Origin of the sequence: Mycobacterium florentinum (assembly GCF_010730355.1) — a bacterium.
Classification (GTDB): domain Bacteria; phylum Actinomycetota; class Actinomycetes; order Mycobacteriales; family Mycobacteriaceae; genus Mycobacterium; species Mycobacterium florentinum.
In genome coordinates this window covers 6,057,841-6,084,117 of record NZ_AP022576.1, presented here as the reverse complement: position 1 = coordinate 6,084,117, position 26,277 = coordinate 6,057,841, and the positions used below count along the sequence as shown (strand labels likewise).

The window sequence follows — 26,277 nt, the reverse complement described above, 5'->3', positions numbered from 1 at the left end:
GCGGCGCGCACCCGGCTACGGTTCACTGCGTCCCACCATCAACGATCGGTTGAAGTCTGCGGCTGGATTTCCGCATCGAGTCTTTCGCATCCGACCGCATGGCTTCAACGATTCTTTTCCGTCCTACAGGCCGGGCAAGCAGATGGGCGATCCGGCGCAGGTGTTCGCCGGGGAAGGATCTCCCTCGATAATTCCCGTCCCAACCTGAATCCCGCCCGCGGTTCCCCGCTCACCGACGGTGCCGCCGTAGTAGTGGTGGCACCTGTTCATGTCCCACACCACGTCCGGCCACGGCAGCGGACTGCCGGGACACCAAACGCGGCTGCACACCGCCAACTGGTTGCAGATGCCCGTTCCCGGGTCTGCCTGGACGGTACCCGCGCCGAACGCCGAACCGGCCAGGGCCACCGTGCCCGACAGCAGTGCGCCGGCAATGAGTCGCTTCATGTCGTGTTCTCCTGACTGGTGTGTCGCCTGTCGCGGCGTTGTCGGCGCAAATCACACGGGCGCGTGTTCGCTACGGATCCCAATCTCGAGACGACGGCTGCACGCCGCCCGTCCGATTTTGCCTGTACAGGGCCAAGAAGAATAGCCCCCAAGCCACCCGCGGACGGCTGCGATCGTCGGTTGCTTGCTCCACGAGCCACGTAATGTATGTCGGCACACGAGACGGCTGCGCCGGGAGGTCGAACTGAGCGTGAAGGGCAGGCCAACCAAGGCCGACGTTGCGCGAATGGCGAACGTCTCGACCGCGACGGTCAGTTACGTGCTGAACAACTCTGTCGGGCGCACCATCTCGGCGCAGACGCGCGCCGCGGTGCACAATGCCGCCGCCGAGTTGGGGTACCGCCCCAACCTTGCCGCCCGCAATCTGGCCCGTGGGAAAAGTGGTGTGATCTTGTACATCGTGCCGCAGCTCGCCGGCGGCGAAATGCCCATGCAGGTCGGCACTCATATGACCACCGAGTTGACCCGCCGCGGGATCATGCAGGTGCAGCTCTTCGAGACCGAGCACGACGACGCCGTCGCCGATGCCATCAACCACCTCCAGCCGATCGCGGTGACGAGCCTTTTCCCCTTGGGCCGCAAGGCATCTGGCGCCGTCAAAGACGCGGCCATCCCGCACATCTGCGTCCACACCCTGCCGGGTCTCGGCGACCCGCAGTATTCGGTCGGCCAGATGCGCGTCGACCATCTCGTCTCGCGGGGTCATCGGAATCTGGCGTTCGCGTATTCGGGTGATCGCCGGTGGCACGCGCTTGGCGACTACTGGATCGACGGCGTCCGGCGCGCCGCGCACCAGCGTGGGCTGCCCGAGGTCGTCGTGAAGTCGTTGACGCCGGACGACAACGCCACGGTGGTCCGCGAATTGCACGCAGCGGGCGTCACCGCGGTCTGCGCACAAAGCGACGAGGTGGCCTTCGTCGTCCTCGACGGCATCCGGCGCGCCGGACTCCGCTGCCCGGACGATCTCGCGGTGATTGGGGTGGACGCCACGGCCCTGTCCCCCTTCAGCGTCCCCGCATTGAGCACGGTGGAGTTCGACCGCACGGCGATTGCCGAAGTGGCACTATCCGCGGTTTTGACCGAACTCGGCTTGCCCGACGAATCGCGTCCGGCCGCCGGCGACATAGCGACGCTGATCGTCCGGCAATCCACCTGAATCTCGCGCCCACGTACTAGACACTCACTAGTTACGCGCGTAACCTCTGTCGAGCAACGACGCCATTTTCGCGAGCGAAGGGCGACCCGGCCGGCTCCTTCCGGCGCCCGCACAGCGCAGGGTTCCCGGCAACCGACAGCATCGCGCTTCTCCGCACCGGAGTGGCTCGGCGAAAGGATGAAGGACATTGACTGACAGCATCGCGGTCTACAACCCCTCCAACGAAGAGCTGATCACCGAGGTCCCCGATTCCGATCAGACGATCGTCGACGCGGCCGTCGCCCGGGCGCGGGAAACGTTCGAGTCGGGCGTGTGGCGCAAGGCTCCCGCGTCGCACCGCGCTAACGTCCTTTTCCGCGCCGCGCAAATCATCGAGCAACGCACCGATGAGCTCGCCGCGCTGGAGGGCCAGGACAATGGCATGAATCTGACGGCCGCTCGTCACATCATCCCGGTGTCGGTCGCCATGCTGAAGTACTACGCCGGCTGGGTCGGCAAGATCCACGGCGAGTCGGCCAATCTCGTCTCCGACGGCTTGCTCGGCAGCTGGGAGACGTACCACACCTTCACCCAGCTCGAGCCGGTCGGCGTCGTCGGCCTGATCATCCCGTGGAACGGGCCCTTCTTCGTCGCGATGCTCAAGGTCGCGCCCGCGCTCGCGGCGGGCTGCAGCGCAGTCCTGAAACCCGCCGAGGAGACGCCACTCACCGCGCTGAAGCTCGAAGAGATCTTCCGCGAGGCCGGCCTGCCCGACGGCGTCCTGAACGTCATCACCGGCTACGGCGAGACGACGGGAGCCGCGCTCACCGCGCACCCGGACGTCGACAAGATTTCGTTCACCGGTTCGACGGAGGTCGGGCGGCTGATCGTGAAGGCCGCCGCGGGCAACCTCAAGCGCCTGACCCTCGAGCTCGGCGGCAAGTCACCGCTGATCATGTTCGACGACGCCAACCTCGACAAGGCGATCATGGGAGCGGGCATGGGCCTGCTCGCCGGCTCGGGGCAGAACTGCTCCTGCACCTCGCGCATCTACGTCCAGCGCGGCATCTACGACCAGGTGGTGGAAAGCCTTGCCGGCTTCGCCCAAATGCTGCCGATGGGCGGCAGCGATGATCCCGACTCCGTACTCGGGCCGTTGATCAGCGACAAGCAGCGCAAGCGCGTGGAAGGCATTGTGAACGAGGGCGTGGCCGGCGGCGCAAAGGTGATCACCGGCGGCAAGCCGATGGACCGCAAGGGCTACTTCTACGAGGCGACGATCGTCACCGACACCACGCCCGACATGCGGCTCATCAAGGAGGAGATCTTCGGCCCGGTCGGCTGTGTGATCCCGTTCGACGACGAGGACGAGGTGCTCGCCGCCGCGAACGACACGCACTACGGGCTGGCCGGTTCCATCTGGACCGAGAACCTCAGCCGCGCCCATCGCGTCGTCAATGAGCTTCGCGCGGGCCAGGTCTGGGTGAACTCCTCGCTGGCGGCAGACCCGTCGATGCCGATCAGCGGGCACAAGCAGTCCGGCTGGGGTGGCGAGCGCGGCCGTAAGGGTATCGAGGCCTACTTCAACACCAAGGCGGTCTACATCGGCCTCTGATCAGGCCGACGACTACCCGACGCACCTCCGGCCCGGAGCCGCCGTACGGCCTCCAAAAATCTCGCACCAAAGCCGTTTTCGCACATCGGCGCACCACGACTGGGCGACATCTGTTTGCTAGCTTGGCTAGGCGTCTAACGGTCAATCGCGTCGTTGAACGTCGATTCAAAACCCGTTTGAGTGGCTCGCGACTGACTGCAATTGAGTTGCATTCAACGAAATTGAGGATCGATGTCGAAATAGCCCAGCACTAGCGGGCAGCGAGTCGCTTATTCTATTCTAAACTCGAAAATCTGCAGAACGCCGCGGCGAGTGCGACGCCTAGTCGAGGAACTGATGATCGTGGTGAAACCCGAACACCGATACTTTGCTGGGTCGGCGTGTACTTCTCGCACCTCAATCAGCGACACCCGCACCGGCGCACGGGAGCACTAGGCGCGTGACGGGTCCGCGCCGATCAGCGGTCACACGGCGAGCCGGACGGCCGCCTGCGGCCGCCGCGGCCGAGACACGCGGACGCATCATCGACAATGCGTGCCGCGTGTTCAGCGAAGTCGGCTACGAGGGCGCGACGTTCTCGACCATCGCCAATCGCGCGAATCTGACCCGCCCCGCGCTCAATTACCACTTCAAAAGCAAGCGCGAACTCTACCGCGCCGTCGTCGACCATACCGATGCCCTGGTCGTCGCCGCCGGGATCCAAAGGGGCCGTGAGGCCGCAACCCTGTTCGGACAGCTCATGGCGTTCGTTCATGTTGCCGCCCAGGTCGACGCCGAGGACCGTTCAGCGGCCGCATTTCTGGTTACCTCATTGCTGCCGTGCCATCGCCCGCAGCACAACGAAGATCTCGAACACGACGCCACGAGACATACACGAAGCTTCGTCCAATGGGCAGTCAACAGCGCGGTCGAGCGGGGTGAACTGAGGACCGATATCGAGGCCCCTCTTTTGGTCGAGTCACTGCTGGCGATCACGTGGGGAATGGTTTTCTACATCGTGTTCCTCAGCAGTAATACCGAATTGGGCTTCATCACTGAGCGCTTCACCGACCTGGTGACCGGCATCATGCCGAAACGATAACGCGCATCAGCGCGCTGACCTGCGGCATTACCCCGGCAGTCTAAAAGTGCAGGGCACTGAACCGCCAGTCCAGCACCTGGCGGTCAGGTTCAGCTGCGGATTCGCACACCGCGTACACCAGCGACCGCAGTTTGAGCACGCCCCCGTTGTCGATCGGTTCCACGGCGTCGATGTGCAGTTCGCTATACAACGTGTCGCCCTCATAGACGGGACCGGTGTGATCACACGATTCCCAACCCAGGATCGTCGCAAGATTGGGCAGTAGCCTCGTGGCCTGAGCGAACGCCAACCCGATGGTATGGCCCCCGTATACCAGGCGACGGCCGCCCACCCGAGAATCATGATGTGCCGCAGCAATGTTCAACGTTAGTCTGGCAAGCTCAGGCGCGTTGCTGACGACGTCGCCGGTGCTTTTCAGCACCGTCCCGGCCATACCCGGGTGGAAATGCGGACCGTGCACCCGGTTCCGGAAGTCCTCCCCCTGCCATTGCGCGGTCGAATCCAACACGGACGTCGGTGCGTCGGATCCGACGGCGGACAGGTCATCGCCGGGATCATCGTCGGGGCGCCAATCGGGACTTGCGGGCAACATGGCGCAGCGGTAGAAGTCGAGCACCAACCGGTCGGCCTGGTCGATCGTGGTCATCCGAAGCGCCGCCATTCCGGTCGGTGCGCGCCCAGGTTTCGCCGAGTTAGCACGCAGCCCAACGACTTCGGTTCGCGTGTAGACGGTGTCGCCGATGATCGGAAATCGATGAAAGGTGAGCCCGCGGTAGAACAGATTGGCTTTGACACGCTGAGTCGCCAACGTCGACTGCCCGATCGCCACATCACAGACCAACGCCGGATGCGCCAGCGGGCCAGGAGCGCCAGTTACTCTCAAGCAGAGTTCAGCGTCGAGAGCCAGCCGCAACCGATCCCCCAGAATCGCCTGGTGAGCGCCGGCCAAGCCGGACGACAGCGTCATCGCAGGCGCCGAGTCGAACTCCTGACCTATCGACAGGTCGTCGAAATACGGGCCGCCCTGATATTGTCCCGGATACCCCGCGCGACCGCCATTGATGTTCACAACGCCACATGCTGGCAGGTTGCCCATCTCCGGGTCAACGTGCGGCCCCGTTGCGATGACGTCTGCCGGAACAAGCTGCTGCGCAACGTATCTTCGATCACCGGCGCACGGTTCCCAGCCGCTCGCAGCACCCGGAGGCTGCGATTACCGTGACCCGATATGCCATGCGGCAGTCGAAGCAACACCTGGCCACAACAAACTGCTGGCGGCCGGTCGCGAATTACCGTCGGGCGGAGTGCCATTCCACGACACAGTCAGCGTGCCTGATCCTAGATTCAAATCCACGTCTACGATGTGACGGTGCCTAAAAAATCTACGGCGGCTTCTAATCGCGGAACAGCCGCTGACGCTGATTCTAAATCCGCCCGCACGCGTGCCCGCATCCTCGATGCGGCGGCGCACGTCCTGAGTGCGAAGGGGTTTGCCGGCACAAGGCTCTCAGATGTTGCCGACTATGCCGAGATACAAGCGCCGGCGATCTACTACTATTTCGGTTCTCGCGAGGAACTCATCGAAGAGGTGATGTACTGCGGCGTTGCCGAACTGCGCCGACATGTGCAGGACGCCCTCAACGAGTTGCCGCCGGAAACCTCGGCGCTGGATCGGATCATGACCGCAGTCGAGGCCCATCTGCGTCATGAGCTCGAGATTTCGGACTACGCCACAGCCTCGATCCGCAACTCCGGGCAGATCCCCCAGCATCTGCGCGCTCGACAGCTCAAGGAAGAAGCGAGCTACGGACGGATATGGCGCCGTTTATTTGACAATGCCCAAGCCGATGGGCAGATCCGCGCCGACCTCGACCTCCGCTACGCGCAACTACTGGCCCTCGGGGCACTCAACTGGGCGGCCGAATGGCGTGACCCTCAACGCGACTCCGTCGACGGCATCGTTGCCACCGCCCAATCGTTGGTGAGTCACGGGCTGAGCCCGCAGGGGCAATCGCGGGCCCGCGGCACCAGGAAGGCGCGCACGACAACCGGCAGGCGCTGAGACGACCGCCACTTCGACGCGGGTGGCCTAACTTTTTGATTCTATGTTAAATTATGTAGGTGACTGAAGCGTTCATTGTCGATGCGGTTCGTACAGCGGTGGGTAAGCGCGGAGGGGGATTTGCCGACGAGCACCCCGCGGACATGGCAGCCCACGTCATCCGGACTGTGGTTGAGCGACACGACCTAGATCCCGAAGCCATAGACGACGTGATCCTCGGCTGCTTGGACAACATCGGCTCGCAAGCCGGCGACATTGCGCGCACGGCTGCCCTGGCCGCAGGCCTGCCCGAATCGGTACCCGGTGTGACGGTGGATCGCCAGTGCGGATCGGCGCAGCAGGCAGTGCATTTCGCCGCGCAGGCCGTGATGAGCGGCACCGCCGATCTGATCGTCGCCGGTGGGGTGCAGAAGATGAGCCAGTACCCCATCTTGAGCGCGTTCACCGCAGGTGAGCCGTTCGGTTCGACCGATCCCTGGACCGGATGTCGCGGCTGGGAGGCCCGGTACGGAAGCCAGGAGATCTCGCAATTCCGCGGCGCGGAACTGATCGCCAGCCAATGGAAGCTCAGCCGCGAGGACAACGAGCAGTTCGCACTGACCAGCCACCAACGCGCCGCCGCGGCGATCGCAGAAGGCCGGTTCAACCGTGAGATCACCGAATATGCCGGTGTTGTGAATGACCAAGGGCCGCGCCCCGACACTTCGCTGGAAAAAATGGCCAAACTGCCGCCCCTGACCGAGGGTGGGGTGTTGACCGCCGCGGTGGCCAGCCAAATCTCCGACGGCGCCGCCGCATTGCTGATCGCGTCCGAAGAAACCGTCAATCGCTTCGGCTTGACGCCGCGAGCGCGGATCCACCACATGTCGGCGCTTGGCTCCGATCCGGTGATGATGCTGACCGCCCCGATCCCGGCCACCCGCCACGCGCTCAAGCGAACGGGGTTGTCGATCGACGACATCGACCTGGTCGAAATCAACGAGGCGTTCGCTCCGGTGGTCCTTGCCTGGCAGGCAGAGCTCGAAGCCGACCCCGAGCGCGTCAACGTCAACGGAGGGGCGATCGCCCTCGGACACCCGATCGGCTGCACCGGAGCCCGCCTGATGACGTCACTGTTGCACGAACTGGAGCGCACCGGCGGCCGCTATGGGCTGCAGACCATGTGCGAAGGCGGGGGCCAGGCCAACGTTACGATCATCGAGAGGATCTAACCGGTGCGGCGCACCCTGTATGGCCCCGACCATGAAGCATACCGAGAGACTGTCCGAGAGTTCCTAGCTCGGGAAGTCGTTCCCCACCACCATGATTGGGATCAGAACCACCAAATCGATCGCAACGTCTTCGCCAGCGCCGCCAAGGCCGGTGTCTACGCATTGGAAGTCGCCGAACGCTACGGTGGCGCCGGCGAACGCGACTACCGCTACCGCATGGTGGTCTGCGAGGAAATCGCCAAGGTCAATGCCCTTTCGTTCGGTCTGACCATCAGCCTCCAGGACGACCTGGTGCTGCACTACCTGATTGACCTCACCACCGAAGACCAGAAGCAGCGCTGGCTGCCCGGCTTCGCCTCCGGTGAGGTGATCGGCGCCCTCGCCATGACCGAGCCGGGCGCCGGCAGCGATCTCAGAGGGATTCGCACCACCGCGCAACGCGACGGCGACAACTGGATCCTCAACGGCCAAAAGACCTTTATCTCCAGTGGCATCATGGCCGACCTGGTCGTGGTGGCCGCGCGCACCAACCAAGAGGGCGGCTCGCGGGGCTTCAGCTTGTTCGTGGTCGAACGCGACACACCCGGGTTCCGGCGCGGACGTCAACTGGACAAGATCGGACTACCCGCGCAAGACACCGCCGAATTATTCTTCGACGACGCGGTGGTTCCCGCCGAGAATCTCTTGGGAGAAGAAGGGCGCGGGCTGCAATATCTGATGAGCCATCTGCCTCGCGAGCGGCTCGGCGTCGTCGCTCAAGCGATAGCGACCACCCGCGCGATCTACGAACAGACGGTTGATTACTGTCGGCAGCGCAACGCATTCGGCCAGCCGCTCACCGCGCTGCAACACATCCGTTTCGAACTCGCCGAGATGGCCACCGAACTCGACATCACCGAGGCATACGTCGACAAATCAGTCGAGGCCTTCAACGCCGGCGAACTGTCGCCCGTCGACGCCGCAAAGGGCAAGTGGTATGTCAGCGAGCTGCAGCGCCGCGTCATCGACCGCTGCCTGCAACTGCACGGAGGCTACGGCTACATGGTCGAGTATCCCGTCGCCAGGGCCTATCTGGATACCCGGGCCCAAACGATCTACGGCGGTACCACCGAGATCATGAAAGAACTCATCGGCCGCGAGATCGCCGGCTAGCAACCACCTTCATCGAGCCGTCACAAACGCAAGATCAAATAATCTAATATATATTAAATCGGTGCGTTAGATATCCGGCGGCCGATCAAAGCGCTTTGGTCCGACCATCTGAGCAGCCGCACCGCAGCAGAAGCTCCGCGAAGGCGAGAAGCGTCTCAAGCTTGCCGTGGCGGGGTGAAGTTGTCCCCCGCCACGGCATTACCCAGGCACGGTCGGCGGACAGTGCTTAATACTGCATAGAAAGTCAGGCTGGCACCGTCCAGATCTACGCTGCACACTGCACCAAGAGACCGGAAACACGATCAAATGTCACATAAAAATTGTGTCACCATACTGCGGCAACACAGCGATAACTGGCTAAAATTGGTCGATGGCCAGGCCGACTGATGTAGCTGCCGTAAGGGGTCCGGCGTCCGCCAACAACGCTGAATCCAAATCAGCGCTGACCAGACGGCGGATCCTGGACGCGGCCGCTCACGTCTTGAGTGCCAAAGGGTACGCCGGGTTGCGTCTCAACGACGTCGCGGCGCAGGCCGAGCTGCAGGCGCCGGCGATCTATTACTACTACCCCTCCCGGGATGATCTCATCGAGGAGGTGATGTGGGCCGGCATCGCCGACATGCGAGAACACGTCATCGCCATGCTTGACGGCCTACCGGACGACGTCTGCGCACTGGATCGGTTGCTCGCCGCGGTCGAGGCACACCTGCGGCACGAACTCGAGATATCGGACTACACGACCGCGGCCATCCGCAACGCCGGCCAGGTGCCGCCGGCGATCCGCAAGCGTCAGCTCCTCGAAGAACAACGCTACGGTGAAATCTGGCGACGGCTGATCAACGACATGGCACGCTCGGGTGCGTTGCGCGCAGACCTCGACTTGTACCTCGCGCAGATGCTCGTGTTGGGTGCGCTGAACTGGGCGGTCGAATGGTGGGACCCGCGGCGCGGTTCGCTGGACACCGTGGTCGCCAACGCGCAGTCATTCGTCCGGCACGCCCTTGCCGAGACAGCGGCCGGCTGACCGAAACCGTCGGGAGCCGTTCTCGTCCAACCTGTTCCGGCGCTTTGGTCAATTGGCCCCAAGCGGGTAAGCCGCAATGATCTTGTCGCTCACCAGCGCAGCCGTCTCGGCGCATGCCGTGGTGCCCCCATTGGCATACTCCTTGACCCCGTCACCGACGTTCCACAGGCCGGCGAACGGGGTGTCGTGCGGCAGATCGAAACCCGCCACCGCACGTTGCGGGGGCCAATCGTCACGAGTGACCGCGACGTTCAGTATCCGCGCACGCTCATCGAAGCCGTCGATGTTGTCACGCAAATCCTCAAGCAGCAGCTCGGTTTCGGCCGACTCGTCGAAGTCACCGATGGACGGCTTGGGCACCGACGTCCCCACGTAAAGATGCCATCCGGACGGTGCCATCTCGGGACAGCGATCGGTGAAATTGGCGATGTAGGCCAGCCGGCGTGAAGCGGCGAAGCTGAGCATCCCGGGAACATCGACCAGGCGATCTCGACTGGCGAAGTTCACCGAGATCATTGCCGTCGGACGATCTCCTTTTTTCACCAGATCCCGATAGTCGGATGGAACGTTCTGCTGGCCAAGGAGTTCAACCGTGGCAGCGGGTCCGACATCGCTCACGACGACCGGTGCAGAGACGCTGATCTCCTCGCCGGCACGCACCACCTCCACACCGATCACCCGACCGCGCTCCACAAGAATCCGGGAAGCGGACGTCGACAGCCAAACTTCGCCGCCCCGGGCCTCCACGACGTCGGCCAGACCGCGCCACAACCCAATCGTGCCTTCGGGGTGAAACCCGAACCGCTTGAACGCGCTCTTTCGGGTGAAGTAGGTGAGAAACACTCGCGCCGGAAGATCCTCGGAACCGACCGCAAAAATCGAAGCGCACATGTTGCGGAAAATCCCGTGTACGCGTTCGTTTTTGGTGTAGCGAGACACCCATTCGGCGGTGCTGATCTGATCTTCGGGCAGGCCGGTGTCGTGGCGGGCAGCGCCGATGCCGGCTACCAGTTTGGCGCCCTGACGGGTCAGTTTGCTCAGCAGCATGCCCCACCCGCCACCGGTGACGTCGACGTTCTTGCCGCCGATCCGGTACAGCAGAGCGGGTTTGGGCTCGCGGATATCAAACGGTGCGCCGACCTCGTCGCAGATCTGCTGGGTGATCCCACCCACCTCGATCACGATGGCGCCGGTGTTGACCTTGAACCCGTCGATGTCGTCGGTGGATGCCCGGCCACCGACCTTGTCGAGGCGCTCGACAACCAGCGTCCGATAGCCACGGTGGGCAAGGCGGGCCGCGGTGAACAGACCACCGGCACCGGCGCCGATCACGATCACATCGAATTGTGTTGAGCTCATCTAGGTTTCCCTTTCTAGTAAGACCGCGGCAGGCCGAGTGACGCGTGGGCGACGAAATTGAGCACCATCTCGCGGCTAACCGGCGCGGTGCGCATCAACCGGGTGACGAACCACAACTCGGAAAGCCCGTATTCGTGCGACAGGCCGTTGCCCCCGTGAGTCTGAATCGCCTGGTCCAGCGCCTTCAATGCGGCCTCGGACGCGGCGAATTTGGCGATATTCGCGGCCTCCCCGGCGGGCTCGCCGGCATCGAAGAGTTCCGCGCTTCGCAGCGTCGCCATCCGGCCCAACTCGACCGCGATGTGGCATTCGGCCAGCGGATGGGCGATGCCCTGATGGGCGCCGATCGGCGTCGACCATACACTGCGCTGCCGCGCGTAGTCCGCTGCCTTACCGATCGCATATCGTCCGATTCCGCTGGACAGTGCCCCGACCAGGATCCGCTCTGGGTTGAGGCCGTCGAAAACCTGCCGAAGCCCGTTGCCGGCCACCCCGATTAGGGCTTCCTCTCCGACCGAGACATCGTCGAGGTAGACGGTGAACTGCTTGTCCGGCGACACGATCGAGGTGTCAATGGGCGCAAAGGTAAGGCCGGGACTGTTTGTCGGCACCGCGAACAACGAGAGTCGGTTCTGTTGTCCGGACGAATGATCCGCGTCCCGGGTCACCAGGAGTATCGCGTCGGATTGGTCCACCGCCGAGATGTAGTACTTCGATCCCGAAATCGTCCAGCCGGTTTCGGTACGTTTGGCGGTGGTCTTGATGTTGTGGCTATTGGATCCCGCATCGGGCTCGGTGAGGCCGAACGCCATTTTTTTGGTGCCGTCCGCGATACCCGGCAGCCATCGCTGCTTCATCTCGTCCGACGCGTGACACGCCAGGATGCTCCCGCAGATCGCGGGCGAAATGACCCAGATCAGCAGCGGCATCCCTTGCGCGGCAAGCTCTTCCACCACAACCACGGCGTCAGACATCCTTCCCCCGCCGCCGCCGTAATCCTCGGGCAGGTGCAGGCCGAGCAGCCCGGCGGCACCGAGGTCTTTCCACAGCTCCTCGATTCCCCCGCCGGTACGTGCCCGCTCCAGAAAGTAGGCAGGGCCGTATCGACCGGCAATCCCGGCAACGCTGTTGCGAATCGCCTCATGCTCGGGCGAATCACTGATCAGTCCCATCTCCTACCCTCCCGTGAAGCGCGGCGCGCGTTTGGCCCGAAATGCCGAAAGCGCTGCTGCGGCATCGGCGGTGTTCGCGGCGGCACTGAGTGCGTCGGTCTCGGATTTCAGTTGCGTAGCCAGGTCGTTGTGCCAGGACTCGCGTAACAGTGTTCGCATTTTCGCGAACGCTCGGGTGGGGCCCTGCGCCAGCTCGGTGGCCAGCGCCAGGGCCCTTGTTCGCAGCTCGTCGGCGGGCACGATCTCGTTGATCAGCCCCCACTCCAGGGCCTCGTTCGTCTCGAGCGGCGTATTGCGCAGGTACGCCTGGGCCGCGCGGCGCGCGCCGATCAGGCGCGGCAGGTGCCAGGTACCGCCCCCATCTCCGGAAAGGCCAAGGGCGGCAAACGCTGTCAGGAACTTGGTGCCCTCGGCCGCGACGACCAGGTCGGCCGCGTAGACGTAGCCCAGCCCGCCGCCCGCGACGGCGCCATGGGCGGCGGTGACGATAGGCGCGTCGATCCTGCTGAGTATGCGGAAGGCTTCGTGGAACGGTGTGGTCATCCGCTCCAGCAGCTCGCCGTATGCCGTCGACGGATCGGAGGGAAACGACTTGATGTCGCCGCCCACCGATAATGACGGCCCGTCACCACAGATCAGGACCGCGCGAACGGACCGATCATCGGCGATTCGGCGTGCCACGACAAGAGATTCGTCTGCCATCCGCAAGTCGATCGCGTTGCGGTCCTCGGGCCTGTTCAAGCAGATGGTCGCCACACCATCGATGACGCGGTAGTCGATCGTTTCCAGCGAGGCGCGCTCGTCGAGCGCGTCGACCCACAGTGCACTGTCGGTCAGCTGATCAAGCGACGTCATACGGCCGTCCTCGGCAAAACCGATCACGTGGTGAAAAGCGGCGTCGAGCTTTTTGCCGGAGCGGCGTGCCTGGCCACGATATCGGCCCACGACCAGAAGGCGGCCGTCATCGAGGGCGTGAAATACGTCCGGATAGGCCGCCACGTCGTAGTGCCGTCCCAGTTCCCACCAGAACTGCCGGCGCATCGCTTCGGGCCCGACGTGCTCGCCCCCCACTCCCAGCGGCAGCCCCGTCGTGGCGCGACCGATGAAGTCCGGGTGCAGCAGCTTCCCCAGCGCTTCCCGGTCGCCCGCGGCCAACGCACGGTACAGGCTGCGAACGGCAGCGACGTTGGCCTCCCACGGCGACGGCGCGTCAGGCGCCATGGCTTCCATTTCCCTTCGGATGAACGACACCGGCTAGTTATTTAATATTGATTAAATAGGCATTAGACATGCTAAAGGCCGATCTATTCGCACCCTAGCAGAGTTTTCTAGTACGTGTTAAATTAGTCCTCTCGGCCCCGGCCGGCAAGTGATCCCATCGACGCGACTCACGATCCGACACTCGGGAGGCACGATGACAACAACAGCGCGACACGCCACGGTTGGAAATGCCCAGACGACGAGCGCCGACTACACGACCCTTCGCCTCGGCCTATGGTCCGTCTGCGTATACGCGGGCTTGGGCCTACTGGGCTTCGCGGTGTTCGCCGGTTTCTGGCCGCCGCCGGGACAGGACATGGACGCCGCGGCCATCTCGCGGTACTTCCAAACCCACCACACCAGCATTCAGGTGGGGATGGTGCTGATGGTTGTCGGCGCACCCTGCTACTACACCTGGAGTGCGGCCATCTCCAAACTGATCAGCCGGATGGAAGGGCCGATGGGAATTCTGTCGACGACGGAACTTCTCGGTGGCTTGATGACGGGCCTCGTCACCGCCGTGCCGGCAGTCGTGTGGCAGACGGCGGCATTTCGGGCCGAAGCCCGCTCTCCCGAAACCGTACACACGCTCTACGACTTCGGATGGTTGTTCTTCGACCTGACATTTATGTTCTCGCTGCTGCAGAGTGTGGCACTGGGGCTCGCCATACTGCTGGACCGTCGCACACAACCACTGTTTCCGCGGTGGGTTGGCTATCTGTGCTTTCTGACCGCAGCACTCTATGTACCGCTGAGCCTGGTGCCCTTTGTCCGAACCGGCCCGTTCGCCTGGCATGGCCTGCTGAACTTTTGGGCGGTGTTCGTCATGTTCTTCGTCCTCATCGTCGCGGTCACGCCCTACGCGTTCCGCGCGGTGCACCGCATTGAAGACGAAGACAGGGCACAGAGCACTGAACGCTAAGTCGTCGCGACTTCCCTGGCTAACGCGGTCGCCGACGCTGCGGACTGCCGCTTGATTGCGCGGATCAGCGCCGTGGTGAAGGTGACCATCCAAACGCAAAACGCCGCCAGCAGGATCCACCAGGAGATAAGGCCGTTCCACGCGAACGGCCCCGTCTTGAAGAAGACGATCAGGCCGCCCGGGATGGTCAGCGACGCGGTCAAGAAGGTGAGGTATGCGATCCATCGCGGGAAGATGGGGTTCTCGCGCGAATCCTGAAGTATGGCAATACCGATCACCACCTCCTGCAGGATCACGGTCGATACCAGCCCGAGAAAGATCAGCCAGGCCATGTCGTTGAGAGCATGACCGTCTCGGGGTTGCTCGCCGGCCGGAACGCCGCGGTCTGCCAGATCATCACCGGTATCAGGAATTCGATCGTCAGCAGCGCGCCCAGGATGAGCTGCAGTTGGGCAAGGACCTCCGCGCCGTCGATGCGTTTGAGCTGCGCGCTGACCGCCACTGTCCACGACGCAACCAACGCGCAGCCGACCATGGTGACCCAGAGACCGATCCGGATGGCGATCGTGTGTTCGGCGAAGAACGTCGCCGTCACCTCGGCCGGATTGGCCGGCGACGGTGGCGGGACGAAACCGGCAATCACCCAGAAGCCGCCGAGAAACAGCGCGATGAAAACGAAACCGCTCCATGCACAGACCAATTGGTTTCGATAGTTCAGCGTGTTCACGGATTCACGACCCGATCATCGCCGGGCGGCGGCGTTTCATCGCACGCTGCCATCGGTCGAACCAAAGATCGAACGTCAGGGTGTGACAGGTTCGGCCGGACTCGTCCTCCCAGCGGTAGACGGCACCACGCATGTTCGTGTTCGGCCACATCGGCAGGACCGCAGTGGACAACGCCCGCCCGATGAACCGGCGCACCGTTCCGGACTCGTCGGTGATCTCCAGTTCCTGGTGGATCGGCATGAAATTGATGGGATGGTGCTCGAGCACCTGACGGTGCGTCTCGACGACGGCCAGTGCCTCGTCCGCGGTCCGCGAGTAGACCCAACCCGAGACGGGTCCGAGCTTTTCCGGCGGAACGTCGTACACCTCGGTCCAGACCGGTTTGTTGGCAATCGATTCGAAGCCGACGTGGTTCAGCGCGAGATCGTCGCCGAAGTACATCGGGGTCCAGCACGCCGGCGGGGCCTTGACCGCATCTTGTCGTTCGGTGCGCAGCTGGTGCAGGGATCGGTCACGCACGTCGACGGTGTCGATGGCAAATGGCTGTCCGTCGACGACGACCTCACCGGTGTAGTGCATGAATTGTTCGAAGCCGCCGGGGGTGCGTTCCCCGTTGAAGTGGTTCTCCTCCCCCGGTGTGACGTGGTGCCGGGCGACAAGCGGTGTCACCGCTTCACCGAGGACATCCAGGCGAGTGTTGCCGTCGTTGCTTTCGTAGGTCAGGCGGATGGTGTGGCCGGGTTGCACGAACTCCAGCCGCAGGCCGTTGGCTGTGGTCACCGAATCGGCCGTCACCGTCGGCCACGGCATCGAAATCTCGTAGTCGAAGAAGTCGGCATCGAGCGCATCGACGTTGTCCATGCCGGACCAGATCATCACGCCGCCTTGCGACATCGGAAACGCGGGCTGGCAGCGCAGATAGAAGAAGATTCCGAGGCCGTGTTCGGCGACGGTGAGACCGAAGTAATTGGTGTAGACCCGGTGGTGATGCCAGGTTTCACCGTCCGCGGGTAGCGGATAGAGCAGATCGACCTCGGGCCCATAGCGATCAAGTGGCATCGGAATTCCTCGTCTCGGAAGCCAGGATGTCGACGCGGCCGGCTGCCCCGTCAACGCGAATTCGGGTACCGTCCTTGATGGTTCGGGTGCCCTCACGGGTGTTGATGACGGCCGGGATGCCTAGTTCACGCGCCACGATCGCACCGTGGCTCATCGCTCCACCCACGTCGATGACGACGGCGGAAGCGAGCTGGAACAGCACCACCCAACTCGGATCGGTGGTTTCGCATACCAGGATGTCGCCTGGCGAGAAGTCAATGTCGCCGAAGGGATCGTGCACGACACGGGCGCGGCCCTCGACCACACCGGGGCTGACGGCCACGCCAACCACACCTGCGTCGGGACGTTCGACCGACGGCGTTGCGACCGGGCGCGGAACCGGCGCTCCGGTCCATCGCTCCGGCAGCTCGAGACCGGCGTACTCGGCGTTCTTGACGCGACGGCGTGCAATGCGGTCGCGAAGGTCTCGCGTTGGCGCTGCAGTGATCTCGGCCATCGTCGCGAAGAACACGTCATCGCGATCGTCGATCGCACTGAGATCGACCAGCCGGTCTCCGATCTCACGGGCGGCGGCGCGGGCGCCGTCGATCGCCTGCAGAAAGGACGCCTTCCCCACTTCACGCAGCGGTAGATAGCGGGCCGCCACGGCGAGGATGAGTTTCGCCAGCGGGCGGCGAGCGCGCGGCAGCGACGCGATGAGCGTCGCCTCGGCAGCCCGGCGTGCGCGCACCTGCTCGCCCTCGCGCCGGACGGGATCCTGGTCGTCGGGCATGTCGCGGTAACGCCGGCAGATCTCTTCGACGCCGCAACTGTCCTCGCGCCAGGAGCGGCTGGCCAACTGTCCCTCGGACTGGCCGTGAAAACCGTGCCGGCTCAAGAACTCCGCCATCGACAGCCGGCCCCGCGACACCGCCCACAGGTCGGCACTGATCCGAGTCTCCTCCATGCTGCCGTACCCGGTCACCAGCGCCAGCTCCAGACCCGGGTGGTTCGCCGCACGCGCAAGCCGGGCAACCTGGTCGTAGCAGGCCTGCGCGAACAGCGATGCGAGCATGTGCCGGCGCATCGCCTTGCGCAGCAACTCCCCGGCTTCGCTCAAGCGTGTCTCGGGAGTGCCGATCCGCGCGGTGCCGGTGGCCGATCGCCACCACCGGTGGATTTCGGTCCGCAGTGCCCGGAGCCGCCCGGGCAATAGCACGAGGCCGACCGGCATTTTGGCGAGTACCGCCGGGTAGCGCCGAAATGACCGCCGCCGTTCAACATTCGGGTCGGCGTAGCCGAACACTTGCTCCTCGAAAGCGGCGCCGGACGAGCCCGGCATGGCATCGCACAGCTTGCAGACCAGGGTCAGATTGCCGGCCAGCCGCCCGTGAAAGAGTCCGGTCAACCGGCCCGCCAGGTCGGCCGGTGGGATCCGCTCGCGGTCGCTGAGCAGACCCGCGTCGGCGAAGGCCGCCCGCAACCCGCTTTCGCACGGCTCGCGCCAGAACGTCCAGCCCAGTGGCGTCAGCACACCCGGCAGCACCTCGGCCATGTTGACGGTGGTCCAGCGCACGCCCGGCGGTGACAACTCGTGCAGCAGTGACTCGTCTACCTCGCGGTCGATGCTCACCAGTACAGCTCCATGTTGACGATCCCGCGCAGCAAAGGGAATGTCCGGAACTGCGGATCCAGGGTCGCCAATTGGTGGCGCGGAAACCGTTCGATGAGCACCTCGAGGAAGACTTCGAGCTCCAGCCGGGTCAGCGCGTGCCCCACGCATTGGTGCGGGCCCGGACCGAAGGCGAGCAGCCGGGCCCCGGGCTCGCGGCCGAGATCCAACACGTCCGGGTAGTCATAGACGAGCGCGTCGCGGTTGGCCGAGCCGATATACGCCAGAATCATGCTCCCCGCGGGAATCTCGACGCCACCATAGACGACGTCCTCACCCGAGATGCGGCCCGTCCCTTGCGCGGACGTGTCGAACCGCAGCAGCTCCTCCGCCGCGCGGGGCACCAGGGTCGGGTCGTCAAGCAATAGTTCGAGTTGATCGGGGTTGCGGTGTAGGGCCAGTAGCGACAAGCCCAGGGCGCCGCCGGTGGTCTCGTGCCCGCCGATATAGAGCAATACGGCGTTGGCGGCGACCGCTTCACGGGTGATCTTGCCATGAGAGTTTTCGGCGGATTGCACCATTGCGCTGAATAGGTCGTCGACCGGGTCGACAGCGCGTTTGTCGGCCAACTCGATGAAGTACTCCATCAACCGCACCACGCGGTCGTTGACGATCGCCTTCGTCTCCGGACTCATGGGCAGGAATTCGAAGGCCGGGCCGAGTTCCAACGCCCACTTCCCGATGACTTCGTTGTCCTCGACGGGCAGACCGATCATCTCGCCGATCACGATGCGTGGGAACGGCTCGGCGAACGAAGAGATGAATTCCATTCCTCCATCCGAAAGACGCTTGTCGACAAGTGCTTCCGCGATCCGTTTGATTCGATCGCGTAGCGACTGCACGCGCCCGGGCGTAAACGCGGCCTGAAACATCCGGCGCAGTTCGGTGTGGAGTGGGGCGTCGGCGACGTGAGCCATCTGGACGAAGTATCCGTAGAACGGTTCGTCGACGACCTGTGGTCCGTACCGCAGGGTTTCACGATCGCTGTACTTCATGAATAGCCGACGGTCCTTGTAGAACTCGGCCACGCATTCATATTGCGAGAGCACGTAGATGCCCAGCCCCTCGACCTCGTGGACCGGGCTGTTCTCGCGCAGCTCCCGGTACGCAGGGTAAGGGTCGACCGCCATCTCTGGAGCCAGCGGGTTGAACTGAACCGCGGTCATGACACACGCTCCTTCTCGTTGTGCAAACGTGAGTGCTTGCGCCACGCCGCTACCAGGTCGACGTTCTGAGCGGGACTCGTTCCGTAGGTGGATATTTCGTCGATGCCGAGCGCGCGATATGCGGCCATGGTGGCGACGCAGTCGTCAACGGAGCCGGTCAACGAGGTTGGGTACATCCACTCGTCGGGCACCATGTTGGCCACCTCGGCGAGGTCCGAGCGATGGAAATGGTGGTCGATGCGATCCGGGTCGTCACGGAACATCGTGTGGTCCCGAATCTTGCGCGCCGGTGCGGTGTCCCAGCCGTTGAGCCGCAAGTAAACTTCCGCCATCCGGGGCTGTCCGAGGTAGGTGACCATCCGCGCGTGCATCTGCAACCTAGCCTCGTCATCGGGCAATCCGAGCACCGACACTAGGGGCAGGCAGATCCGCAGGGTCGCGAAATCGCGTCCGATGCGGTCACATTCGTCTCGCATCCATGTCACGGCGTTGTGTACGGCCTCCAAGGTCAGGAAAGGTTGCAGGTAGACACCGTCGAACAGCGGCGACGCTGACATGCGGCACGCCTTCGGCCCGCCGAAGTGAACCGCCCAGATCTGGGGCGGCGGCCCGTCGTAGCGGTCGGCCATATGCAATCCCTGATAGCGGCCCGCGGGTCCGTCGTAGCTGATCACCTCGCCGCGCCACAATCGTCGATAGATGTCGACGTAATCCAGCAGTGCCGCACGCGATACCGGCGCCAGCCCGGCATTCGAGATGTAGGCGTCCATGCTTCGTCCGAGACCCAGGGTGAGCCTGGGGCCGAAAGCGGAGTGCAACGTGGCGCCGAGCGCCGCGGTGAGGATGGGTGGGCGCGACGAGGGAATGAGTGCGCCGGTGGCGAGCTGGAGGCGCGTGGTTCTGGCGGCGATAGCCCCCAGCAGCACTCCGGCTTCCTTGAGGTCGTAACGCTCCGACAACCAGATACGTTGATAGCCAACCCGTTCGGCGTCGACGGCTTGGTTGATCACCTCCGCGGAGTTTCGGATCCGTCCCCCCGCGATGTACGCGCTCATATCCTCTACCGGCTCGAGCGTGGTGGATTGGCGTGCGGCTGTCATAGCAGGTCACCGGTGCGATGGTCGTCGAACGCCGTTCCGAAGCGACGCAACAGGGTCAGGCTGACGTCGTCGGACTGGTAGTCGGCGCTGGCATAGGTCTCCAGCCATGCCGTCAAACCGTATGCCGGCGTTCGTCGGTAGGTCTCCCAGACATCGTCGGAATTCAGCGGAGGCCTCAGCGCTTCGAGATAGTGACGGAGCAATGCCCGTTCGTGCTGACGCCGATCCGCTTCAGTCAGCGCGCTGATGATGAAGTAGCCGACGTCGTGGGACCAGTTGCCTCGCCGGACCAGTTGCCAGTCAAGGAAACCCACGCTGCCGTCGGGCATCGTGTACGTGTTGCCGATGTGTGTGTCGCCGTGCAGCAGCGTCTGTGGCCCACCGCCTGAGAGCGCGGCGCTGCGCCGGGACAGCTGCAGGCATTGATACCACCGATGCGCGGGGACGGGCAGAACGTCGAGGTGCCCGGCCGCCCTGAGCCGCGGAGGGCCCTTGATTCCGCCAATCAGGGCGAGCAGCGTCCAGCCGTGCTGGATGCGCCACGGCTTGACCCAGCTGAGAGTGGGCGGCAGCTGCTCCCAGAATCGGCTGTGCAAGTGGGCGATTCCCTCTAGTCCGTTGGCCACCTCGTCGACGCTCAGCGGCGAGGTCGCGATGTTGGTCGTTGCGCCACTCGCCGCGACATCCTCCATCACGACCATCGAATTCAGCCGTAAGCGGTCCACCCCTGTCGCGTACACAATCGGGTGGCGCACGCCGAGGGGCTCATCGGAGGCGAACAGCCGGGCCTCGGGCGTCAGCAAGCCCAGCGAGCTGAGCATCATGCGATGGCTGAGATCACCCTGCGCCTTCAGGAACAGCGTCGAAGGTCCTTCCCCCTGCCGATAGCTGAGGTGCAGCCGCATCCTGCTGGTGGTGCCCGCATCGACGGGATCCGCGACGACGCGGTCGACCACCGCGCCAGGACAACACGCGCCGACCACCTTTGACGCCCATCGGGGGGTGAACGACCAGGAGGTCGGGACCCGCACCGCAACGGGTTGTTGGGCCAGCGTCACCCGGTGACCCCTTCTGCCAGGACAGCCGACGCGACCGTGGTTGTCAGCTCATCTCGTTCCTGGCGATTGATCGCACGCAGCAGCATCCAGGTCAGGCCCAGCATCCAGGCGAAGAATGTGACGAGGGCCAGCCACCAAGAGATCAATCCGTTCCAGGCCAGCGGACCGTCGTGAAAGAGCACCACGCAGCTCGCGGGGGCGAACATCAGCACCACCCAGATGTTGAAATATCCACCCCATCGCGGGAATAACGGATCCTGGCGCTTGTCCCGCAGGATCAGGACGCCGATGACAACGCCCTGAAGTACTGCAGTGCAAGCGATCCCGAGGAACGGTAACCAGCCCAAATCGTTGAGCGTTTGGACGATCGCGGGGTCACGGTCATTCCGGTAAGCCGCGGTCTGCCACACCAGAAGCGGAAAGAGGAACTCGAGGATAAGGCAGGCGCCGGCCACCATCTGCGCGAATGCCAACACGGATTGACGGCCCTCGATGCGACGCATCTGCACGCCGATGACGGCAACCCAGACCGCCAGCACGGCTGACCCCAGCGTCGCGATCAGCAGGCCGAACCGGATGCGCATGTGGTGTTCGGCGTAGAGCGCGGCAACCTCTCGCGCCGACAGCCCGGGCGCGGGGGGCGGAATGAATCCGGCAATCGCGAAGCCGCAACAGAACACGGCGGCAAAGGCGAGTCCGCACCATGCCGCAACCTTCTGCACTGAAGTATCCATCGAGACTCACCATTCGGTCGCCCATTGTGTGGTCCCAAGTTCGCATGACAGATCCCGACTGTCAAGAGTCAATATCTCTTTAACTAAGAGCTGACACTCTTGTCAATGATCGCCTGGTTCCGTACACACCGGCCGTCGCCGATTAAGATCGACGGATGGCTGCGGACCCCGCACACGCACGTCCCCGCGCAGTTCGGCGACGTTCTAGCGAAGTGCGGGCGGTGTTGGTCGACGCGGCCGCCAGGCATTTCGCGGCACACCCGTACGGCGACGTGACCACCAAGGAGATCGCCGACGCTGCGGGGGTCTCGATGTCGGTGATGTACCGGCACTTCCCGACCAAGACCGACCTATTCCGCGAGGTCACGCTCGTACCCCTGATCAGCGCGATCGAAGAGTTCGCCGGCAGTTGGCGCTCACAGCGTGGACGTCCGTGGACTTCGTATCAGCTTGCGCGCGAGTTCCTGCGCGACCTGTATGTGAACCTCATCGACCACCGGGACGCACTAGTGGCCCTCGTCAGTGCCGACGGGCTCGACTCGGACCTGGTCGAGGAACTCGTCGCTGCGATCAACCGGCTGTTCGACCAAGTGCTGCTGATCGGCGTCTACGAATCCGAGCGCGTCGGATGGTACGACCGCGAGGGCCTCGATCTTGCGATAAGGCAAATCGCCGCAATGGTTTTCGGGTCGATCGTGTTCGACCGCTGGCTGCTGCCCCCAGGCGCCACCAACGATCAGGAGAACTTCCTGGACAGCTTGACTCAGCTCGCCGTGTGGGGGCTGGCTCGTCGCCCGCCCGATGGATACGACGAGCCCGAAACAGACTGAGCCGCTGGCGAAACCCGGTCAGCCCGGTAGCAGATACGTCGGCAGATGTGCGTGCGATGCCCCGATGATGCCCAGCCAGTTGAATGGCAGATGGTAGATCAATATGGTTGCGGCGCAGCAGAATCCGATGGCCGCCAGCGTGCGCACCGTCGACTGAAGAGCCGGGCTCCACCGCTCGAATCCACGCTCGACGGGCGACAGCCCGTCCGGTGAGGTCACGGCCTGCAGCCGCATCCAGGTGTAAAGCAGCCCCAGCGAGGCCACCAGGAACGACTCGTACAGCGGGAACTGGAATTGGCTGCCCGCCCAGAGCGTGAACGGTCCGTAGGTTTGCGCGTAGGCGTAGCCGTGGGTCAACCGGATGGCCAGGTTCTCCACGACGAAGTCGAACGCGAACTCACCGACCCATACGATCGCCAGCAGCGACACGTTGGAAAGCTCTGGCCAGCGTGAGCGCATGGCGAAATAGGCCGGGCAGCCGACGATCGCCACGCCGGCGCAGAAGTACACGTACATCGGCGGTCCCCACAGCAGCGACTCCGCATAGCGGGACGACGCCGCCGGGTTGTGGAACGGCAGGTACGCCGTCCAGACACCCATATTGACGTTGTGGGCATTCCACGCGAACAGGTAGGTATAGCAGTTCAGGAACGCGTCCGCGACGAAAGCCGCCACGCCGCCCAGGACGAACTTGCCGTCGAGGCTCAACGCGCCGGTGCGACGCCAGGGTGTTACGACGTAAGCCCAAATCAGGTACACCAGCAGCGCCATGCTGAGTCCCTCGAAGATGCGCAATGACACCAAATTCCACAGCGGCATCCGATCCTGGCCAACCAGTGGGGCGGGCGCGAAATCGCTGGACGCTATCCATCGCACCAGTGCCTGAACGGCGATCACCAGCCATACGACCGCAATTGCGGCCCAAACGGTGACTCCACCGGAGCGCGACTCGGCAGCGCTCGTACTCCCCCGCGGGTCGTTTCGCCGAAGCGTCGATTCAGACACCACGACAACCACCTCCCTTTCTTTGAATTAAGATTAAACACCTTGTTCGTCGGGGGTTGCAATAACGTCGAACGGGCCTCGATCGTCGGCCACCGGCAAACTAGGTCAACTGCGGGATAACCTCGGAGCCAATGAGTTCGACCATGTCGCGGTATTCGTCGGCGGGCTGACCGCCCATATCGATATAGATCAAGTTGGTATCACTGGTCAGCACCTCCGACCAGGCGTTGAGCCGCTCTGCCACCTCTGCCGCGCTGCCGACGATCGCCGGTCCGCGGGTGGTGAGAAACTCGAAATCGAACGGCTTGGTGACGAACGGCGGCGGGTCCGGGTTCACCCGGGGGATCACGGTATTCATCAACTCGAAGTAGGCCCGGTAGCGCGGCTCCCACCGCTCGCGTGCCGCCTGGCTCGTTGTGGCGACGTTGACGTGCCAGCAGGCGCCGACGCGCGGTTCGCGCGGGTGGCCGTAGGAGGCGAACTTCTCGCGGTAGGCCTCGACCACGGGCTTGAACATCTGGGGGTTACCGAAGGCCGAGGGCAGCATGAGATCCAGGCCGAGCCGCGCCGCCAGATCCGTCGACGATTCCGACGCTCCACCCCCAACCCACAGGGGCATCGGACCGACCGGCACCGGCTGCAGCACGAACTCGCTGATCGGGGCGCGATGACGGGATCCGGGCCAGCTGACCTCCTTGCCGGCCCACAACCGGGCGAGCAGTTCGACGTTCTGCGCGAACAACTCGTGCGAGTCCTCCAGACGCTGCCCGAAAAGCGTGTAGGTGGATACGAAGAAATTGCCGCGACCCACGACGACCTCGCAGCGTCCACCCGAGAGTGCATCGACCGTCGCATAGTCCTCGGCGACCCGGATCGGGTCCAAGTTCGCCGCCAGCGTCACCGCGGTCGACAACCGCAGCCGCGACGTGCGCTCCCCGATCGCCGCGAGGATCACCGGCGGCGACGACGTCGTGTACTCCAACCCGTGATGTTCACCGATGTGAACGCCCTCGAAGCCCGCTTCGTCGGCGACCGCGGCCGCCTCCACGATGGCCCGGTGCCGTTCGGCGGCCGTGGCGGTAGACCCGGTGACCGGATCGGCCACCACGTCTCCCAGCGTCATCAGACTCAGCTTCATGTCGGCTCCTTCTATGCCGGATATCAATCCTTGTTGGGTTATCGAACGGCGCGAGAGGCCGGCTATCTTCTTGTCGGAGTGGTCAATTCACGTCGAAACCGTGGCGGTGCAGCCAGTCGTATACATGGTCGGCGGCCCCCGACAGATGCGAACGTTGGTCTGCGCCGGTGAAATAGTGGTTGGCGTCGGGCAGGTCCACCCGCTCCTTGTCCTGGTGTGCGATCGCATCGAACACCTGCGCCTGATGGCTGGTGGGCACCGCGTCGTCGCGCCCGTTGACGACCATGAGCACCGGCACCGAAACTCGCGGCGCCGCGTCGCCGGCATCCACCTGAGCGGTGTCGAGACCCCACTGCGACAACCAACTGCGCGCGGTGGTGAATCGCATCAGTGCGCCGGGGCTGGTGTTGGCCACCTCGGGGTCGCCCAGATAGCTCCACCGCGGCCGGCGGCCGTTCGGTTCGATCGTGGGGTCCAGCCAGCGCGGGTCCGCCATCGTCCCGTGGACCACGAACGAGTGCTCAGCATGTGGCTTGCCGGCGTCGCGGAAGTCTTGCAACCGCTGTTGCGCCGAGGCGGTGATTCGGCGATTGCGTTCGCGTTGCCGGTCACGGTAGGCGGCGACGAAATCCTCCGAATACGGCGGCTGATTGGGATTCGCGGGGTCATAGAGGTCGAACTCGGCGTCCCGATTGCGCTCGGGCTGCAGTTCGTCGGTGATCGAAGCGTCGAGAAATTCGGTCAGCAGCCGGTGCCGGCTGCGCGGCGCCGCCAGCAACATCACGGCGTCGGCCGGCGGGAGTGCGGTCTCGGCCAGCGACGACGGTTCCCCGGCCGCGGTCTGGGTGATCGTGGGCTTCTCGGCCTCCGCCTGGTAACCCATCATCGGCGATCCCCGCCACTCCAACCGGCCAGCACGACCCGCTGATAACCGAGCCGTTCGCGAGCGTCTCGCACGCAGGCACCGAGGTCGACCAGGTGGTTTTCCATTTGGAGCGCGGAGTCGCCAACGGAATACCGGTTGGCGTAACCGATCACGTGCAACCCGGTGCGTGCCAGTTCGGAGAACAGCGGCAGGTAGGCCGGCGAGCCGATCGGATGAGAAGCAACGATCACCGTGTCGGAGTCGCGTTCGCCGCGAAGCAACTGCGCGTAACGCACCACGTGATCCTCGACGGTGCCGTAGACATCCTTGCGGACCGCATGCTCTTGGGACACAACCAGATACGGAGTGCGCCGATATTTGGTACGCGGGGCAGCCGCGGGGGTGCCGGTCGGCTCGGTCATGTGCGTATCACTTCCGGCTAC

General features: G+C 64.1%; 24 protein-coding genes and 1 pseudogene. 9 read left to right on the top strand and 16 right to left on the bottom strand.

The annotated features are described in order from the left end of the window. Positions 1 to 123: 123 nt before the first annotated feature. Positions 124 to 447, bottom strand: coding sequence for a hypothetical protein (locus G6N55_RS28705; RefSeq protein ID WP_085221644.1), 324 nt, complete (start codon positions 445 to 447; stop codon positions 124 to 126). A 286-nt stretch (positions 448 to 733) separates the two neighbouring features. On the opposite strand from G6N55_RS28705, the gene G6N55_RS28700 reads away from it, so the two are divergent. The 3 genes from G6N55_RS28700 (at position 734) to G6N55_RS28690 (ending at position 4,338) form a co-directional block, all read left to right on the top strand. After that, positions 734 to 1,663, top strand: coding sequence for a LacI family DNA-binding transcriptional regulator (locus tag G6N55_RS28700; protein WP_085221643.1), 930 nt, complete (start codon positions 734 to 736; stop codon positions 1,661 to 1,663). Positions 1,664 to 1,850: 187 nt separating this feature from the next. Then, positions 1,851 to 3,257, top strand: coding sequence for an aldehyde dehydrogenase family protein (locus G6N55_RS28695; RefSeq protein ID WP_085221642.1), 1,407 nt, complete (start codon positions 1,851 to 1,853; stop codon positions 3,255 to 3,257). Positions 3,258 to 3,696: 439 nt separating this feature from the next. Next, the gene (locus G6N55_RS28690) at positions 3,697 to 4,338 is read left to right on the top strand and encodes a TetR/AcrR family transcriptional regulator (RefSeq protein WP_085221641.1); all 642 of its coding nucleotides are present in this window, start codon (positions 3,697 to 3,699) and stop codon (positions 4,336 to 4,338) included. 40 nt (positions 4,339 to 4,378) lie between these two features. Here G6N55_RS28690 and G6N55_RS28685 read toward each other — a convergent pair whose 3' ends face one another. Next, positions 4,379 to 5,401, bottom strand: a complete 1,023-nt coding sequence (locus tag G6N55_RS28685; RefSeq protein ID WP_085221733.1) for a MaoC family dehydratase — start codon at positions 5,399 to 5,401, stop codon at positions 4,379 to 4,381. 306 nt (positions 5,402 to 5,707) lie between these two features. On the opposite strand from G6N55_RS28685, the gene G6N55_RS28680 reads away from it, so the two are divergent. The 4 genes from G6N55_RS28680 (at position 5,708) to G6N55_RS28665 (ending at position 9,787) form a co-directional block, all read left to right on the top strand. Next, a complete protein-coding gene (locus G6N55_RS28680; protein ID WP_085221732.1) occupies positions 5,708 to 6,400 on the top strand; it encodes a TetR/AcrR family transcriptional regulator in 693 nt (230 codons plus the stop codon). Positions 6,401 to 6,459: 59 nt separating this feature from the next. Further along, positions 6,460 to 7,611 (top strand): acetyl-CoA C-acetyltransferase, encoded by a 1,152-nt coding sequence (locus G6N55_RS28675; protein WP_085221640.1) that lies wholly within the window; start codon positions 6,460 to 6,462, stop codon positions 7,609 to 7,611. A 3-nt stretch (positions 7,612 to 7,614) separates the two neighbouring features. Beyond that, positions 7,615 to 8,763, top strand: a complete 1,149-nt coding sequence (locus G6N55_RS28670) for an acyl-CoA dehydrogenase family protein (RefSeq protein ID WP_085221639.1) — start codon at positions 7,615 to 7,617, stop codon at positions 8,761 to 8,763. Between the two features lie 370 nt (positions 8,764 to 9,133). Further along, positions 9,134 to 9,787 carry a TetR/AcrR family transcriptional regulator gene (locus tag G6N55_RS28665; protein ID WP_085221638.1) on the top strand — a complete coding sequence of 218 codons (654 nt, stop codon included), beginning with the start codon at positions 9,134 to 9,136 and terminating at the stop codon, positions 9,785 to 9,787. A gap of 48 nt (positions 9,788 to 9,835) precedes the next feature. Here the strand turns inward: G6N55_RS28665 and G6N55_RS28660 are convergent, their stop codons facing one another. The 3 genes from G6N55_RS28660 to G6N55_RS28650 are packed head-to-tail and all read right to left on the bottom strand — an operon-like array spanning position 9,836 to position 13,539. Beyond that, the gene (locus tag G6N55_RS28660) at positions 9,836 to 11,146 is read right to left on the bottom strand and encodes a phytoene desaturase family protein (RefSeq protein WP_085221637.1); all 1,311 of its coding nucleotides are present in this window, start codon (positions 11,144 to 11,146) and stop codon (positions 9,836 to 9,838) included. 14 nt (positions 11,147 to 11,160) lie between these two features. Next, a complete protein-coding gene (locus G6N55_RS28655; protein WP_085221636.1) occupies positions 11,161 to 12,318 on the bottom strand; it encodes an acyl-CoA dehydrogenase family protein in 1,158 nt (385 codons plus the stop codon). A gap of 3 nt (positions 12,319 to 12,321) precedes the next feature. Further along, a complete protein-coding gene (locus tag G6N55_RS28650; RefSeq protein ID WP_085221731.1) occupies positions 12,322 to 13,539 on the bottom strand; it encodes an enoyl-CoA hydratase-related protein in 1,218 nt (405 codons plus the stop codon). A gap of 193 nt (positions 13,540 to 13,732) precedes the next feature. Between G6N55_RS28650 and G6N55_RS28645 the strand changes: the two genes are divergently transcribed. Further along, positions 13,733 to 14,500: a hypothetical protein gene (locus tag G6N55_RS28645; RefSeq protein WP_139826784.1), complete on the top strand. Its 768-nt coding sequence runs from the start codon at positions 13,733 to 13,735 to the stop codon at positions 14,498 to 14,500. On the opposite strand, the gene G6N55_RS28640 is transcribed toward G6N55_RS28645, so the two are convergent. The 8 genes from G6N55_RS28640 to G6N55_RS28605 are packed head-to-tail and all read right to left on the bottom strand — an operon-like array spanning position 14,497 to position 21,996. Then, entirely contained in the window at positions 14,497 to 14,832 is a 336-nt protein-coding gene (locus tag G6N55_RS28640; RefSeq protein ID WP_085221634.1) for a hypothetical protein, read from the bottom strand. The two genes, G6N55_RS28645 and G6N55_RS28640, sit on opposite strands and share 4 nt — an antisense overlap. Continuing rightward, positions 14,820 to 15,227, bottom strand: a complete 408-nt coding sequence (locus G6N55_RS28635) for a hypothetical protein (protein ID WP_085221633.1) — start codon at positions 15,225 to 15,227, stop codon at positions 14,820 to 14,822. The genes G6N55_RS28640 and G6N55_RS28635 overlap by 13 nt, the downstream gene beginning before the upstream one ends. 4 nt (positions 15,228 to 15,231) lie before the next feature. Continuing rightward, a complete protein-coding gene (locus G6N55_RS28630; protein WP_085221632.1) occupies positions 15,232 to 16,287 on the bottom strand; it encodes a hypothetical protein in 1,056 nt (351 codons plus the stop codon). Then, a complete protein-coding gene (locus tag G6N55_RS28625) occupies positions 16,277 to 17,899 on the bottom strand; it encodes a PEP-utilizing enzyme (protein WP_085221631.1) in 1,623 nt (540 codons plus the stop codon). The genes G6N55_RS28630 and G6N55_RS28625 overlap by 11 nt, the downstream gene beginning before the upstream one ends. Further along, positions 17,896 to 19,104 carry a cytochrome P450 gene (locus G6N55_RS28620; protein WP_085221630.1) on the bottom strand — a complete coding sequence of 403 codons (1,209 nt, stop codon included), beginning with the start codon at positions 19,102 to 19,104 and terminating at the stop codon, positions 17,896 to 17,898. Before G6N55_RS28620 ends, G6N55_RS28625 begins: the two co-directional genes overlap by 4 nt. Next, positions 19,101 to 20,204, bottom strand: coding sequence for a TIGR03857 family LLM class F420-dependent oxidoreductase (locus G6N55_RS28615; protein ID WP_085221629.1), 1,104 nt, complete (start codon positions 20,202 to 20,204; stop codon positions 19,101 to 19,103). The genes G6N55_RS28620 and G6N55_RS28615 overlap by 4 nt, the downstream gene beginning before the upstream one ends. Next, entirely contained in the window at positions 20,201 to 21,262 is a 1,062-nt protein-coding gene (locus G6N55_RS28610; RefSeq protein ID WP_139826783.1) for a phosphotransferase, read from the bottom strand. Before G6N55_RS28610 ends, G6N55_RS28615 begins: the two co-directional genes overlap by 4 nt. Next, positions 21,259 to 21,996, bottom strand: coding sequence for a hypothetical protein (locus G6N55_RS28605; RefSeq protein WP_139826782.1), 738 nt, complete (start codon positions 21,994 to 21,996; stop codon positions 21,259 to 21,261). Before G6N55_RS28605 ends, G6N55_RS28610 begins: the two co-directional genes overlap by 4 nt. Before the next feature lie 212 nt (positions 21,997 to 22,208). Here G6N55_RS28605 and G6N55_RS28600 point away from each other — a divergent pair, with 212 nt between their 5' ends. Beyond that, positions 22,209 to 22,826 (top strand): TetR/AcrR family transcriptional regulator, encoded by a 618-nt coding sequence (locus G6N55_RS28600; RefSeq protein ID WP_163667643.1) that lies wholly within the window; start codon positions 22,209 to 22,211, stop codon positions 22,824 to 22,826. Positions 22,827 to 22,844: 18 nt separating this feature from the next. Here the strand turns inward: G6N55_RS28600 and G6N55_RS28595 are convergent, their stop codons facing one another. The 3 genes and pseudogenes from G6N55_RS28595 to G6N55_RS28585 all read right to left on the bottom strand — a co-directional run bounded on the left by G6N55_RS28595 (position 22,845) and on the right by G6N55_RS28585 (position 26,256). Then, complete coding sequence (locus G6N55_RS28595) at positions 22,845 to 23,834, bottom strand: spirocyclase AveC family protein (RefSeq protein WP_139826781.1); 990 nt, start codon at positions 23,832 to 23,834, stop codon at positions 22,845 to 22,847. A 97-nt stretch (positions 23,835 to 23,931) separates the two neighbouring features. Beyond that, positions 23,932 to 24,969, bottom strand: a complete 1,038-nt coding sequence (locus tag G6N55_RS28590; RefSeq protein WP_085221624.1) for an LLM class flavin-dependent oxidoreductase — start codon at positions 24,967 to 24,969, stop codon at positions 23,932 to 23,934. Between the two features lie 82 nt (positions 24,970 to 25,051). Next, a pseudogene (locus G6N55_RS28585) lies at positions 25,052 to 26,256 on the bottom strand (alpha/beta hydrolase). Positions 26,257 to 26,277: the final 21 nt, after the last annotated feature.